The organism is Allobosea sp. ASV33 (assembly GCF_016428755.1).
GTDB lineage: Bacteria > Pseudomonadota > Alphaproteobacteria > Rhizobiales > Beijerinckiaceae > Allobosea.
Genome location: NZ_JAELTI010000021.1, coordinates 12229 through 26658, shown reverse-complemented (window position 1 = coordinate 26658; position 14430 = coordinate 12229). Strand labels below are relative to the sequence as shown.

The following is a 14430-nucleotide window of genomic DNA, read 5'->3' as shown; positions in this document are numbered from 1 at the left end:
GATATCACCCAGCGAAAGTCAGATGAAGGTTGAGATAGCCGTCGATCCGCGCCGTCGCGCCGGCAGGTATGGCCACCGTAGTGTCCTCCTGGGCGACGACGGCCGGGCCGGCGAAGCGGCTGCCGGGCGGCAGGTCAGCGCGGCGGTACAGTCCGACCGCCCTTCGCGACCCTCCGGTATGGATATCGAGTTCGCATTCCGGCGTGGCGGCCGCGTCGACCTCGGCGGCTTCGGGAAAGGTGAGGACCGGTCCCGCACCGACGGCCGAGAGGCGCAGGTTGACGATCTCGATCCGGCCGTCCGCGTCGTCGAAATCGTAGATCCGCTGGTGAGTCCGGTGGAATTCGCGGGCGATCGCCGCCGGGTCACCGGTTTCGAGCCAGGCCGGCTGCAAGGGAACCTCGATCTCGTAGCTCTGGCCGACATAGCGCATATCGGCCGAGAACCTGAGATCGGCCGGGCCGGCATGGCCCTGGGCCGCAAGCCAGCTCCGCCCCTCCTGAACCATCGCAGCCGAGGCCGCCTTCAGCTCCGGCAGCACCGTCGCGGAGAGCTCGGCGAAAAGCGTGCGGACGAAATCGCCGCGCAGATCGGCGACGAGCCCGCCCAATGCCGAGACGACACCCGGCCGGCGCGGCGCCAGCAGCCTGGTCATGCCGAGTTCGCGGGCGAGGAAGGCGCCGAGCATCGGGCCGCCGCCGCCGAACGGCATCAGTGTGAAGTCCTTGAGATCGACGCCGGCCCGCGAGGACAGCTTCTCGACCTCGACGAACATCTCGGAGACGGCGATATCGAGGATGGCCTGCGCCGTGTCGTCGAGGGGCCTTCCGAGCGTCTCGGCCAGTCGCCCGACGGCGGCGCGAGCAAGACTGGCATCCATCTTGAGCTGGCCATAGGCCATCTCGCTATGGCCGAGCCAGCCGCAGACCACCATGGCGTCGGTGACGGTCGCCTCAACGCCGCCGCGTCCGTAGCAGGCCGGCCCCGGTGTCGAACCGGCCGATTCCGGCCCGACCCGCAGCACGCCCTGCCCGTCGACCGTGGCGATCGAGCCGCCGCCGATGCCGATCGAGCTGACCGAGACGGACGGGATGTACAGCGGAAACTCGCCGATCATCTCGCCGGTGCCGTATTGCGGCTCGCCATCGATGATGAGGGCGAAGTCGGCGGATGTGCCGCCGATATCGAGCGTCAGCACGCGCTTCTCGCCGGCTTGGCGGGCAAACCATGTCGCGCCGATCACGCCCGAAGCCGTGCCGGAGAGCAGCATGGAGACGCAAGCGCGCTTGCCTTCGGCAGCGTTCATCACGCCACCGTTCGACTTGGTCAGGAGCGCGCGCGCCGGCACGCCGCGATCCGCCAGCCGCCGCTCCAGCGCCGTCAGATAGCCGGCGATGCGGGGATGGACATAAGCGTTGAGGATCGCCGTCGTCGTTCGCTCGTATTCGCGGATCACCGGCCAGACCTCGGCCGAGGTGAAGACGAAGAGCTCCGGAGCGAGCTGCGCGATCTCGGCCTTCACCGCCTCCTCCTGCGCGCCGTCGCGCCAGGCATGCAGGAAGGCGACGACGATGCCGACGGCCCCGCGCGCCTTCGCCGCGGCGACGGCTGCGGCGACCGCCTTCAGATCGGGCTTCACCGTTTCGCGGCCATCGGACCGCATGCGGGCCGGAATGCCGAACACCCTGTCGCGGCTGATGAGCTGGTCGGGGCGCGAACAGAACAACGAATACACATCCGGCATGCGCAACCGGGCGAGCTCGATCACGTCCTCGAAACCGGCATTGGTGAAGAGAGCGAGCTGCGCTCCCTTGCGCTGGATGATGGTGTTGACGCCGACCGTCGTGCCGTGGACGAAACGGGTGACGGCCTCGGGATCGAGGCCTTCGCGCTCGGCGAGCAGCGAGAGGCCTGTCATCAGCTCGGCGCCCGGATCGTCAGGCGTGGTCAGCACCTTCAGCGAAGCGACCTGGCCCGAGCGCGTCTCCAGCGCGCAGAAATCGATGAAGGTGCCGCCGATATCGACGCCGACCTTCCAGTCCGCACCCGGCACAGTTCCATCGTCCATGTCCGCTCCTCTTGCTGGCGGCCGGAAGCTGGCACGGATGCGGCGAGATGGTCCAAGAGACATGCGGGGCAGGACCATAGGCTCGACTTATGGCCTGCCGGCCATCGCGTCTTTGACGGCTCCGCGCACCCAGGTCAGGTTCGGCGACACGGATATTTGCCGCCTGTACGGCAAGAGGCTGGACATGGATGTGATCGTGCTCGGCGGCGGGCTGATGGGGACCGCCGCAACCTTTTTCCTGCGGCGGCGCGGCCTCACGGTCACGCTGATCGAACGCAACCGTGTCGGAACGGGCGCCACCATTGCCTCCTTCGGCAATATCCGCCGGACCGGGCGCCATCTCACGCAATTGCCGCTGGCGCATCGCTCCCTGAGCCTTTGGGGCGAGGCCGAGCACCTGCTCGGCCGCGACGTGGAGTTCCGCGCGACCGGCCATCTCCGCCTGATCTTCGACGAGGATGCTCTGGCGGATATGCGCGCCTATGCCGACGCCGCACGGCCCTGGGGCCTCGAGCTCGAGGAGTTCGGCGCCAACGAGATCCGGGCGCGCTTTCCCGGTCTCGGCCCCGGAGCGATCGCGGCCTCCTTTTCCCCGAATGACGGCTCCGGGAACCCGCGCCTGATCGCGCCAGCCTTCGCCGATGCAGCCAGCCGGCTCGGCGCGGAGATCGTTGAGGAGTGCGAGGTCGGCAGCATCGAGAAAACCGAGGCAGGCTTCCGCGTCACGACGTCGAAGGGGGTGTTTGAGGCCGGAAAGCTGCTCAATACGGCCGGCGCCTGGGGGATGCGGATCGCCGCGCAATTCGATGAGCCGGTGCCGCTTACCCCGCGTGGGCCGCAGATGGGCGTGACCGAACCCATACACCATCGCATCTTGCCGGTCGTCGGCATCTGGACCCGCCGGCATGGGACCGACGCCTATTTCCGTCAGGTCGAGCGCGGCAATATCGTCTTCGGCGGCGCGGCCGAACGGGTGAACGTCCCCCTCGAGCCCGGCTACGCCAAGGCCGATCCGGCGCGGCTGCCGGCGCAGCTTCGCGCCCTGATGCAGCTCCTGCCGGCCTTGGAAAATGTCTCGGTGATCCGCACCTGGTCGGGCTGCGAAGGCTATCTCGCCGACATGCTGCCGGTCATGGGCCCGTCCAGCACCACGCCGGGTCTATTCCATGCCTTCGGCTTCAGCGGGCACGGCTTCCAGCTCGGGCCCGGTGTCGGCGACACGATGGCCGAGCTGATCGCGACGGGCACGACGGACATCCCGCTCCACGACTTCCGGATCGAGCGCTTCGCCGACGCGAAAAACGGCCGAAGCCCGGCCGCAGCTTGAAAGCGCCGACCGCTCAGAGCTTCGAGCAGACCCGGTAGGCTTCGTAGCGCTGAAGGATCAGCGCACGCTCAAGTAAAGCAGCTCAGAAATTTAGAATATTTATAATGTTTGCGGCTCGGCTAGCCCTTCCCGCGCGGGGTCGTTAAGAGCTCGCTGCACAGGCAACATTTGCTGGAAACAACGCGTGGGCCACTTCAAATCGCTCTTGGTCGCACTTGCGGTTTGCGCCGCGGGCGGACTGACGAATCCGCTTGCGGCGGCGCCAACGAGCTATCCGCTGACTCTCGACAATTGCGGGGCGAAGGTCACCTTCCAGAAAGCGCCGCAGCGCGCCATCGGACTCGGCCAGAACAGCGCCGAGATCATGCTGCTGCTCGGTCTGCAGGACAGGATGGCGGGCACGGCCTTCTGGCCGAGCAAGGTCCTGCCGCAGCTTGCCGAAGCCAATGCCAAGGTGAAGCTCCTGACCGTGGAATTCCCCACCTTCGAGAGCATGCTCGCCGAGAGGCCCGATTTCGTCGCCGCGGCGCTTCCGACCCTGCTCGGCCCGAGCAGCAAGGTCGCCAAGCGCGAGGATTTCGAGCGCGTCGGCGTTCCCAGCTATCTCTCGCCCAGCACCTGCCTGGAGACGAAGGGCAGCAAGGACGCCTATGGCAGCCGTGCCCAGCTCTGGAGCACGGAGGTGCTCTATCAGGAGATCGACGAGCTCTCCCGGATCTTCGACGTCGCGGATCGCGGCCAGGCCCTGATCGGCGATTTCAAGGCGCGCGAGGCGGCGCTGCGTGCCGGCGTGACGCCGGGCGACAAGAAGCTCTCCTACGTCTTCTGGTTCTCCAGCCCCTCCCCCTCCGCCGATGCCTATCTCGGCGGCAAGAACGGCGCGTCCGGCTTCATCGCCAACCTGCTCGGCGGCCGCAATGCCATCGGCGCCGAGGCCGAGTGGCCGACGCTGGGCTGGGAGAGCATCATCGCTGCCAAGCCGGACGTCATCGTCGTCGCCAGCCTCGATCGTAACCGCTGGGAGCTCGACAAGCCGGAGGCCAAGATCAGGTTCCTGACCACGGACCCGGCCGTCAGCCAGCTTGCGGCCGTCAGGAACAAGGCCATCGTGGTCATGGATGGCCAGGCGATGAACCCCGGCGTCCGAACCGTCTATGGCGCCGAGCAGGTCGCGCAGCAATTGAAAGCGCTCGGCCTGCTCAAGTGACCCCGGAACAGGGCGCCCTCGAAGGCAAGGCCGTCTTCGCCGGCCTGATGCTGGCCTCGCTGGTGGCGATCGGGCTTGCCATCGGGCTCAGCACCGGGATCGGCGACCTGCCGATCCCCCTCGGCACGACCTTCACCGCGATCACCAACCGGCTCGGCTGGACGACGGTCGAGATCGATCGCGTCTACGAGACGGTGATCTGGGATTACCGCTTGAGCCGCGCGCTGGTCGCCGCCTTTTGCGGCGCCGGTCTCGCGCTGTCGGGCGCGATCATGCAATCGCTGCTGCGCAACCCGCTGGCGGAGCCCTATGTGCTCGGCATCTCCGCGGGCGCATCGACTGGCGCGGTCGCCATCATCATCCTGGGCCTGGGCGGCGGCGTTCTCTCGCTGTCCGGCGGCGCGTTCCTCGGCGCCTTCGCGGCGTTCTGCTTCGTCGCGCTGCTGTCGAACGGCACGCGCGGCGGCGCCGATCGCACGATCCTGGCGGGCGTCGCGGCGTCCCAGCTTTTCAACGCAACGACCTCCTATATCGTCACCACATCCGGCAACGCCCAGCAGGCGCGCGACGTGATGTTCTGGCTGCTCGGCAGCTTCGGCGGCGTGCGCTGGCCGGAATTCATGCTGGTCTCCGTCGTCGTCAGCATCGGGCTCGTTGCCTGCCTCTGCTATGCCAGGACGCTCGACACCTTCGCCTTCGGCGACGAGACCGCAGCCTCGCTCGGCGTCAATGTCGACCGGGCGCGTATCGTGCTCTTCGCCCTCACCGCGATGATGACCGCGACCATCGTCAGCATGGTCGGCTCCATCGGCTTCGTCGGCCTGATCGTGCCGCACACGGCGCGCGCCTTGGTCGGGCCGCTCCATGTCCGGCTTCTGCCGGCCTGCATGCTGATCGGCGCGGTCTTCATGGTGTTGGCGGATGTCGCCTCGCGCGCCCTGATCCCGCAGCAGGTGCTGCCGATCGGCGTCGTCACGGCGCTTGTTGGCGTGCCGTTCTTCTCGATCATCCTCTACCGCTTGCAGCGTGCCGTATGAGCATCACGGCTGAGAACCTGGTGTGGCGGATCGGCAGCAAGACCATCGTCGATGGCGTCTCCTTCGTCGCGGAACCCGGCCGGATGCTCGGTCTGCTCGGCCCCAACGGCTCCGGCAAGACCTCGCTGCTGCGCCTGCTGACCGGCCTGAAGCGCCCGCAATCGGGCCGCGTGCTGCTGGGCGACAGCGACCTCGCGTCGCTGGGCGCCCGGGCCGTAGCGCGCCGCGTCGCCTTCGTCGAGCAGCATGCCACCACCAGCGCCAATCTCCGCATCGCCGACATCGTCCGCCTCGGACGATTCCCGCATCGCTCCTGGCTATCGCGCTGGACCCATGCGGACGACCGCGCCGTGGACGAGGCGCTTCTGCGCGCCGGCCTGCAGGACCGGCGCGGCGACCGCTGGCAGAGCCTGTCGGGCGGCGAGAAGCAGCGCACGCATATCGCCAGGGCGCTCGCGCAGACGCCGACCGAGCTGATCCTCGACGAACCGACCAACCATCTCGACATCCAGCACCAGATCGGCGTGCTGAAACTGGTCGCGGGCCTGCCGATCACCAGCGTCGTCGCCCTCCACGATCTCAATCACGCCGCGATGTTCTGCGACGCGATCATCGTCATGGAGCAGGGAAAGATCGTGGCATCGGGCGCTCCGGATGTCGTGATCACCGAGGCTCTCCTGCGCGACGTCTTTTCGGTCGAGGCCCGCATCGAGACCTCGCCCCATCACCAAAGGCCGCATATCCACTACCTGCGCTGATCAGACCGCTCGTCGATGCGGCCACAGACCCTTTCCGGCGTGGCGACGGCATCAGCCCGATAGCCGAAAGGCGGGGCGACGGCGGGCGAAAAGCCTCCGATCCAGATAAAACCGGAAATGCTCTGAAGGAGGACGTGCCCGATGAAGACCCGGAAAGCCCGCTGCAGTTGCGGGCAATTGCGCATCACCTGCACGGGGGATCCGGCGCTCGTCGCGCTCTGCCATTGCCGCGAGTGCCAGCGACGGACGGGCAGCGCCTATGGCGTCGCGGCCTTCTTCGGACGCGAAGCCTTAGTCGTTTCCGGGCGCTTCAGTGATTACGAGCGCCCGGCCGATAGCGGCCATCGCGTGCTCCACCATTTCTGCCCGGTTTGCGGGAGCACGCTGTTCTGGGAGCCGTCGCGCAAGCCGGAGATGGTCGCGGTCGCGATCGGCGCCTTCGCCGACCCGGATTTTCCCGGACCGGGCAAGGAAGTGTTCGAGCAGCACCGCCTGCCCTGGGCGACGGTGCAGCTCGACGAGGGCTGATCAGACCAGACGGCTCTGAGCCTTCGCCGCCTCGATGAAGCTGGCGAAGAGCGGGTGCGGCTCGAACGGACGCGACTTCAGCTCGGGATGGTACTGCACGCCGATGAACCAGGGATGGTCGGGATATTCGACCGTCTCGGGCAGCAGGCCGTCGGGCGAGAGACCGGCGAAGCGCAGGCCCTTCGCCTCCAGCTTCTCGCGATAGCCCATGTTCACCTCGTAGCGGTGGCGATGGCGCTCGGAGATCTCGGTCGAGCCGTAGATCGCGGCGATCTTCGAGCCGGCCGCCAGCGTCGAGGCATAGGCGCCAAGCCGCATCGTGCCACCGAGATTGCCGCCGGCCGCGCGCTCTTCCAACTCGTTGCCACGCATCCACTCGGTCATCAAACCGACGACCGGCTCTTCGGTCGGGCCGAATTCGGTCGAATTGGCGTTCTCGATGCCGGCGAGCGAACGCGCCGCCTCGATCACCGCCATCTGCATGCCGAAGCAGATGCCGAAATACGGCACCTTCCGGTTGCGCGCGAAGGTCGCCGCCTTGATCTTGCCCTCGGCGCCGCGATGGCCGAAGCCGCCGGGCACGAGGATGCCGTGGACATGCTCGAGGAAGGGCGCCGGGTCCTCCTTCTCGAAGACCTCGGACTCGATCCAGTCGAGATTGACCTTCACGTTGTTGGCGATGCCACCATGGGTCAGCGCCTCGATGAGGGACTTATAGGCGTCCTTCATGCCGGTATATTTGCCGACGACGGCGATGGTGACCTCGCCCTCCGGGTTCTTCACCCGATCGGAGATGCGCTTCCAGCCGGTGACGTCCGGCTCGGGCTTGGCGTCCATGCCGAAGGCGGCGAGCACCTCGGTGTCGAGCCCCTCGGCATGGTAGGAGAGCGGCACGTCATAGATCGAGGCGACGTCGCGGGCCTCGATCACGGCGGTTTCGCGGACATTGCAGAACAGCGCGAGCTTGCGGCGCTCCTCGCGCGGGATTTCGCGGTCGGTGCGGCAGAGCAGGATGTCGGGCTGGATGCCGATCGAGCGCAGCTCGGCGACCGAATGCTGGGTCGGCTTGGTCTTCAACTCGCCGGCGGTCGGGATATAGGGCAGCAGCGTCAGGTGCACGAAAATGCACTGGCCGCGCGGGAGCTGCTGGTTGGTCTGGCGGATGGCTTCCAGGAAGGGCAGGCTCTCGATATCGCCGACCGTGCCGCCGATCTCGACCAGCGTGAAGTCGTAGCCCTCGTTGCCGGTGAGGATGAATTCCTTGATGGCATTGGTGACATGCGGGACGACCTGGATGGTCGCGCCGAGATAGTCGCCCCGGCGCTCCTTGGTCAGGATGTCCATGTAGATGCGGCCGGTGGTGATGTTGTCGCCCTTGTTGCAGGGCCGGCCGGTGAAGCGCTCGTAATGGCCGAGATCGAGGTCGGTCTCGGCGCCGTCATCGGTGACGAAGACCTCGCCGTGCTGATACGGGCTCATCGTGCCCGGATCGACATTCAGGTAGGGGTCGAGCTTGCGCAGGCGGACCGTATGGCCGCGTGCCTGGAGAAGGGCTGCGAGAGCCGCCGCCGCCAGGCCTTTGCCAAGCGAGGACACCACGCCGCCGGTGATGAAAACATACCGCGTCATGGGAGGTCACCTCTATCGCCACGGGTTCGATTCGCTAAGCGCGTTCTGAGCAGTCCCGCCTTGCCCTGCGCGCTTGTCCACAAAAGAGAAGGCCGGTCGCCCGGCCTCTCCCAACTCAAAAGAGAAGGGCCGGTTTCCCGGCCCGTACCCTGTCTTACTGCTGCGGCGCCGCTGGCGGCGTCGGCGGCTGGGCGCCGCCCTGATTCTGGTTCTGCATCTGGCGCAGCTGATCGAGGACGCCGCCGGCATTCGGGGCGCTCGGACCCGCAGGCGCGCCAGGCGTGGCCGGGGCGGAGGTCGCAGGCGCGCCGTCGATGATCGAGCGCTGCACGCGGCCGCGCGTCGCCATCACGGCCAGCACGATCGAGGTCAGGAAGAACAGGCCGGCGAGAATCGCGGTAGCGCGGGTCAGGGCATTGGCCTGGCCGCGGCCGGTCATAAAGCCGCCGACGCCGCCTCCGCCACCGGAGCCCATGCCGAGGCCGCCGCCTTCGGAGCGCTGCAGCAGCACGACGCCGACGAGCGCGACGACGATGATCAGGTGGATGACGATGAGAACGTTCTGCATGGTCTCACGAAAATGGGCATGGCGCGGGCCGCCGCCAAGGGCCACCCGCTCCTCCTCGAAGATCGAGGCGAATTCGGCGCGGCACATAACATGCGTGGACCGGCAGCGCCACCCCTGCGCGCCGGCCTATTCACGCAATGCGTGTTCAGATGGAACAGGCCCGGGCGATCGCCAGGAATTCCTCGGCCTTGAGGCTGGCGCCGCCGACGAGCGCGCCGTCGACATTGGCGACATTCATCAATTCGGCGGCGTTCGAGGGCTTCACCGAGCCGCCATAGAGCAGGCGCACGCCGGCAGCGGCCTGCTTGCCGAGCAGGCGGCCGAGCTCGGCGCGGATCGCCGCATGCATCTCGGCAACATCGGCCGCGGTCGGCGTCAGGCCGGTGCCGATCGCCCAGACCGGCTCATAGGCGACGACGAGCGTCGCGGGCGTCGCGCCCTCGGGCACGGAGCCGCGCAACTGCTTCTTGACGACGGCAAGCGCCTTGCCGGCCTCGCGCTCGTCCCTGGTCTCGCCGACGCAGACGATCGGCACCAGCAGCGCCTTCTGCGCGGCTTCGGCCTTGGCCTTGACCGTGGCATTGGTCTCGCCATGCAGCGTGCGGCGCTCGGAATGGCCGACGATGCAGAAGCTTGCGCCGGCGTCGGCAAGCATCGCGGCGGAGATTTCGCCGGTGAAGGCGCCGGAGCTTTGCGTGCTGCAATCCTGCCCGCCGGTCGCGATGCGCGAGCCGATCAGCGCCGCGGTCGCCGTGAACAGCAGGCTGGCGGGCGGGCAGATGGCGAGGTCGACGGCCGGCTTCAGCGCGGCGTCGTAGCCCCTGGCCACCTCGGCCGCGATGGCGAGGTCGGCTTTCAGCCCGTTCATCTTCCAGTTGCCCGCCACCAGCGGCTTGATGCTGCGCGTCACGTCGATCCTCCGAAAATTCGCTGCCCCGGCTCTAGCAACGCCCGGCCGGCGCCGCAATCGCGTGCAACTGCGCACGGAAGCGCGACGGCGATTGCGGCTTTCGCCGCCGGTTCCTATAAGCAGCGCCGGAAAATACGCGTGCGGGCATGTTTCCGCGCCACGAACAGGTTCAGGGAAAGACAGCTTCCATGATGATGCAGGGCATCCGCAAGGCGAGTCAGGGTTTGCTCGGCAAGCTCGTCATCAGTGTCCTGTTCGGCGTCCTGATCCTCGCCTTCGCGATCTGGGGCGTCGGCGACATCTTCCGCGGCTATGGCCGCAACGAGGTCGCCAAGATCGGCAAGGCCGAGATCGGCGTCGAGCAGATGCGGACGGCCTATCAGAACGAGATCCAGAACCTGATCCGCCAGCAGCGCCGGCAGATCTCGCCGGAGATGGCGCGTGCGCTCGGCCTCGACCGGCAGGTGCTCTCCCGCCTGCTCACCGAGTCGACGCTCGACCAGACGGCGCAGGGCATGCGGCTCGCCGTCTCCGACGACACCATTCGCAACCTGATCTTCGACGACCAGGTCTTCCGCGACGCCGCCGGCCAGTTCTCGCCGGCCCGCTTCAACGAGTTGCTGCGCTCGAACGGCTATACCGAGCAGAGCTATGTCGCACTCCAGCGCTCGACGATCCTGCGCCAGCAGCTCTCGGAGATGGTCGTCGGAGCGCTGACCGCGCCGGTCGCGCTGCAGGAGATCGGCAGCCGCCTGCGCAACGAGAAGCGCTCGATCACGTTCGCCCGCATGCCCGCCAGCGCCGCCGGCGAGATCGCGGCGCCCAGCGAGGACCAGCTCAAGACCTTCTTCAACGACCGCAAGATCGCCTTCCGCGCGCCGGAATACCGGACGGCCGCCATCCTCTCGATCACCGCGGAGACGCTCGCCGATCCCGCCAAGATCAGCGACGAAGAGGCCAAGGCGCGCTACGAGGCGACGAAGGCCCAGCGCTTCACCACGGTCGAGACGCGCACCGTGCAGCAGATCCTGTTCCCGAACGAAGAGGACGCCAAGGCCGCCAAGGCCAAGATCGACGGCGGTGAAACCTTCGACGAGATCGCGACCGAGCGGAACGTCGCCTTCAACGACCTGACGCTGGGCACCTTCACCCGCGCGCAGATGGTCGACCCCGTCGTGCGCGACGCCGCCTTCGGGCTCGAGGAAGGCGCCGTCAGCGCGCCGGTCAAGGGCGCCTTCGGCACGGTGCTGCTGCGCGTGACCAAGGTCGACGGCGCGCATGTGCGCCCGTTCGAGGAGGTCGCGGCCGAGGTGAAGCAGGAGCTGGCGACGAGCCGCGCCGCCACCCAGGTCACCGAGCTCCACGACAAGATCGAGGACCAGCGCGCCTCCGCCAAGCCGCTTGCCGAGATCGCCAAGGACCTCGACCTGAAGCTGCGCATGGCCGGCCCGATGAATGCCGGCCTCGGCAAGCCCGACGGCTCGCGCGAAGAGGCGCTGCCGGGCGGCGACCCGACGCTGCAGGCGATCTTCCGCTCGGATATCGGCGTCGACAACGAGGCGATCCGCCTGCCCCGCGACACCGGCTATGTCTGGTTCGACATCACCAAGATCGATCCCGCACGCGAGCGGAGCTTCGACGAGGTCAAGGCCGAGGTCGAGACGCAGTGGCGCGCCGACGAGACGTCCGCGAAGCTCTCGGCCAAGGCGCGCGAGCTCAGCGAGCGGCTCGACAAGGGCGAGAGCTTCGACGTGGTCGCGGCTTCGGCCGGGCTGACCATCGAGACCGCCGCCGATCTCGGCCGGCAGGACCAGCGCCCCGAACTGCCGGGCACGGTCGTCGCCCAGGTCTTCGGCACCGCCGCTGGCAAGAGCGGTTCCGCCGCCACGCCGGATGGCGGGCGCATCCTGTTCAAGGTCGATTCGGCGACCGTCGCGCCTTATGTCCGCACGACGCAGGAAGCCGGCAATTTCGAGCGCCTGCTCTCGCAAAGCGTCGGCGAGGACATCATGCTGCAATATGTCGCGAAGCGGCAGGCCGAGCTCGGCGTCAGCATCAACGAGGCCGCCTTCCGCAACGCGACAGGCGGGGCGCAGAACTGACGATGCAGCCGCTTCCGGATTTCGAGCGCTTCGCGCAGATCTACGAGACCGGCGCGCCGCAATTGCTGCGGCAGGTGCTGGTCGGCGATTGCGAGACGCCGGTCGCCGCCTTCCTGAAGCTGCGCCATGCCACGACCGGCCCGGCCTTCCTGCTCGAATCCGTCGAGGGCGGCTCCGTGCGCGGCCGCTATTCGATGATCGGGCTGGAGCCCGACCTGATCTGGCGCTGCCATCACGGGCAGGCCTCGCTCTGCCGGACGGCTTTGGGCGAGACCTTCCTCGACGATCCGCGCCCGGCCTTCGAAAGCCTGCGCGCGCTGCTGGAAGAAAGCGCTATTCCGGAAGCCGAGGGGCTGCCGCCGATGGCGTCCGGCGTGTTCGGCTATCTCGGCTACGACATGGTGCGCCTGATGGAGCGCCTGCCGGAACCGAAGGAAACCGGCACCGGCGTGCCCGACGCCATCCTGACGCGGCCGACGCTGATGGTGGTGTTCGACTCGGTGCGCGACGAGATCCATGTCGTGACGCCCGTCCGGCACATGCCCGGCGTCGGCGCGCGCCATGCCTATGAGCGGGCGCAGGAGCGTCTGGACGCCGTGGTGCAGGCGCTGGAAGGCGCCCTCCCCGCCGAGGCCGAGATCGACATCGCCAACCTGCCCGAGCCGGTCACCACCTCTAACACGAGCGAAGCCGAGTATCTGGAGATGGTCGACAAGGCGAAGGAATACATCCGCGCTGGCGACATCTTCCAGGTCGTGTTGTCGCAGCGCTTCGAGGCGCCGTTCGCACTGCCGCCCTTCGCGCTCTACCGGGCGCTGCGGCGGGTTAATCCGGCGCCCTTCCTCTGCTATCTCGACTTCGGCGATTTCCAGATCGTCTGCTCGAGCCCCGAGATCCTGGTGCGCCTGCGCGACGACACGGTCACGATCCGGCCGATCGCCGGGACGCGGCGGCGCGGCGCGACCGAGGCCGAGGACAATGCCCTGGCCGAGGAACTGCTGGCCGATCCGAAGGAACGCGCCGAGCACCTGATGCTGCTCGATCTCGGGCGCAACGATGTCGGCCGCGTCGCCGAGATCGGCACGGTCAAGGTCACCGATTCGTTCTTCATCGAGCGCTATAGCCAGGTGATGCACATCGTCTCGAACGTCGAAGGCAGGATCGACCCGAAGCATGATTCGCTCGGCGCCCTGATCGCCGGCTTCCCGGCCGGGACGGTCTCGGGCGCGCCGAAGGTCCGGGCGATGGAGATCATCGACGAGCTGGAGCGCGATGCGCGCGGCGCCTATGCCGGCTGCATCGGCTATTTCGGTGCCAATGGCGAGATGGATACCTGCATCGTGCTGCGCACGGCGGTGGTCAAAGACGGGCGCATGCACGTCCAGGCCGGCGCCGGCATCGTCTACGATTCGAACCCGGCCTCCGAGCAGGAGGAGTGCATCAACAAGGCCAAGGCCCTGTTCCGGGCCGCCGAGGAAGCGATCCGGTTCGCCGCCCGCACCGGGCGCGGCCAGTAAGCCCCACGGGGACGGCCCGAATGCAAAACGCCCCGCCGGTCAGGCGGGGCGTTTGTGTTTCAGCGAGCCTTAATCAATGCGCCTTGCTGGGGTGCGCCGTCATCCGGTCGACCCAGGCGATGCCGATGGCCGAGAGGATGAAGACGACATGGATCAGCGTCTGCAGCAGCACGCCGGATTCGGTGTAGTTCGTCGTCCGGCCGAGCCCGCCGATATTGCCGGCCTCGATGAAGGTCCTGAGCAGATGGATCGACGAGATGCCGATGATCGCCATGGCGAGCTTGATCTTGAGTACGCTGGCGTTGACGTGGCTCAGCCATTCCGGCTGGTCGGGATGGCCCTCGAGCCGCAGACGCGAGACGAAGGTCTCGTAGCCGCCGACGATGACCATGATCAGCAGGTTCGAGATCATCACCACATCGATCAGCCCGAGCACGACCAGCATGATCTGCTGCTCGCTGAAATCGAAGGCGTGGGTGACGAGGTGCCAGAGTTCCTTGAGGAACAGGAAGACATAGACGCATTGCGCCACGATGAGGCCGATATAGAGCGGCAGCTGCAGCCAGCGCGAGCTGAAGATCAGGGCCGGCAGCGGCTTCATCGGGCCCAGTTGGGCGGACGGGTCGCGCGGTTGCGCCATGGTCGGGTTCCGATCCTTCTGAAAACATGTCGATTGGCGGATGCAACGCTAGATGGAGGGGAAATCCCGTCTGTGCAAGCAGCCTTTGCGTTGCTTTCGCGGGCAAAAGCGACGGCAGCGTGACGGCCTATTTATGCCC

12 protein-coding genes are annotated in these 14430 nt (G+C 67.4%); 7 read left to right on the top strand and 5 right to left on the bottom strand.

Annotation, left to right across the window (positions count from 1 at the left end; genetic code table 11):
- Nucleotides 1-4: 4 nt before the first annotated feature.
- The gene (locus JHD80_RS09110; protein ID WP_199086269.1) at nucleotides 5-2068 is read right to left on the bottom strand and encodes a hydantoinase/oxoprolinase family protein; all 2064 of its coding nucleotides are present in this window, start codon (nucleotides 2066-2068) and stop codon (nucleotides 5-7) included.
- 184 nt (nucleotides 2069-2252) lie between these two features.
- Here JHD80_RS09110 and JHD80_RS09105 point away from each other — a divergent pair, with 184 nt between their 5' ends.
- The 5 genes from JHD80_RS09105 to JHD80_RS09085 all read left to right on the top strand — a co-directional run bounded on the left by JHD80_RS09105 (nucleotide 2253) and on the right by JHD80_RS09085 (nucleotide 6925).
- Nucleotides 2253-3395 carry an NAD(P)/FAD-dependent oxidoreductase gene (locus JHD80_RS09105; protein ID WP_199086333.1) on the top strand — a complete coding sequence of 381 codons (1143 nt, stop codon included), beginning with the start codon at nucleotides 2253-2255 and terminating at the stop codon, nucleotides 3393-3395.
- Between the two features lie 184 nt (nucleotides 3396-3579).
- Nucleotides 3580-4602 carry an ABC transporter substrate-binding protein gene (locus tag JHD80_RS09100; protein WP_199086267.1) on the top strand — a complete coding sequence of 341 codons (1023 nt, stop codon included), beginning with the start codon at nucleotides 3580-3582 and terminating at the stop codon, nucleotides 4600-4602.
- A 47-nt stretch (nucleotides 4603-4649) separates the two neighbouring features.
- Complete coding sequence (locus tag JHD80_RS09095) at nucleotides 4650-5639, top strand: FecCD family ABC transporter permease (protein WP_199086331.1); 990 nt, start codon at nucleotides 4650-4652, stop codon at nucleotides 5637-5639.
- A complete protein-coding gene (locus tag JHD80_RS09090) occupies nucleotides 5636-6397 on the top strand; it encodes an ABC transporter ATP-binding protein (protein WP_199086265.1) in 762 nt (253 codons plus the stop codon). Before JHD80_RS09095 ends, JHD80_RS09090 begins: the two co-directional genes overlap by 4 nt.
- A gap of 141 nt (nucleotides 6398-6538) precedes the next feature.
- Nucleotides 6539-6925, top strand: a complete 387-nt coding sequence (locus JHD80_RS09085) for a GFA family protein (RefSeq protein ID WP_199086263.1) — start codon at nucleotides 6539-6541, stop codon at nucleotides 6923-6925.
- On the opposite strand, the gene JHD80_RS09080 is transcribed toward JHD80_RS09085, so the two are convergent.
- The 3 genes from JHD80_RS09080 to tpiA all read right to left on the bottom strand — a co-directional run bounded on the left by JHD80_RS09080 (nucleotide 6926) and on the right by tpiA (nucleotide 10032).
- On the bottom strand, nucleotides 6926-8554 hold the full coding sequence (locus JHD80_RS09080; RefSeq protein WP_199086261.1) for a CTP synthase: 1629 nt from the start codon (nucleotides 8552-8554) through the stop codon (nucleotides 6926-6928). It lies immediately after the preceding gene.
- Nucleotides 8555-8708: 154 nt separating this feature from the next.
- Nucleotides 8709-9122: a preprotein translocase subunit SecG gene (secG, locus tag JHD80_RS09075; RefSeq protein WP_199086330.1), complete on the bottom strand. Its 414-nt coding sequence runs from the start codon at nucleotides 9120-9122 to the stop codon at nucleotides 8709-8711.
- Between the two features lie 145 nt (nucleotides 9123-9267).
- Nucleotides 9268-10032, bottom strand: coding sequence for a triose-phosphate isomerase (tpiA, locus tag JHD80_RS09070; protein WP_199086259.1), 765 nt, complete (start codon nucleotides 10030-10032; stop codon nucleotides 9268-9270).
- 188 nt (nucleotides 10033-10220) lie between these two features.
- On the opposite strand from tpiA, the gene JHD80_RS09065 reads away from it, so the two are divergent.
- Nucleotides 10221-12134, top strand: coding sequence for a peptidylprolyl isomerase (locus tag JHD80_RS09065; RefSeq protein ID WP_199086257.1), 1914 nt, complete (start codon nucleotides 10221-10223; stop codon nucleotides 12132-12134).
- A gap of 2 nt (nucleotides 12135-12136) precedes the next feature.
- The gene (trpE, locus tag JHD80_RS09060) at nucleotides 12137-13651 is read left to right on the top strand and encodes an anthranilate synthase component I (protein ID WP_199086255.1); all 1515 of its coding nucleotides are present in this window, start codon (nucleotides 12137-12139) and stop codon (nucleotides 13649-13651) included.
- A 73-nt stretch (nucleotides 13652-13724) separates the two neighbouring features.
- Here trpE and JHD80_RS09055 read toward each other — a convergent pair whose 3' ends face one another.
- Complete coding sequence (locus tag JHD80_RS09055; protein WP_199086253.1) at nucleotides 13725-14291, bottom strand: TIGR00645 family protein; 567 nt, start codon at nucleotides 14289-14291, stop codon at nucleotides 13725-13727.
- Nucleotides 14292-14430 lie beyond the last annotated feature (139 nt).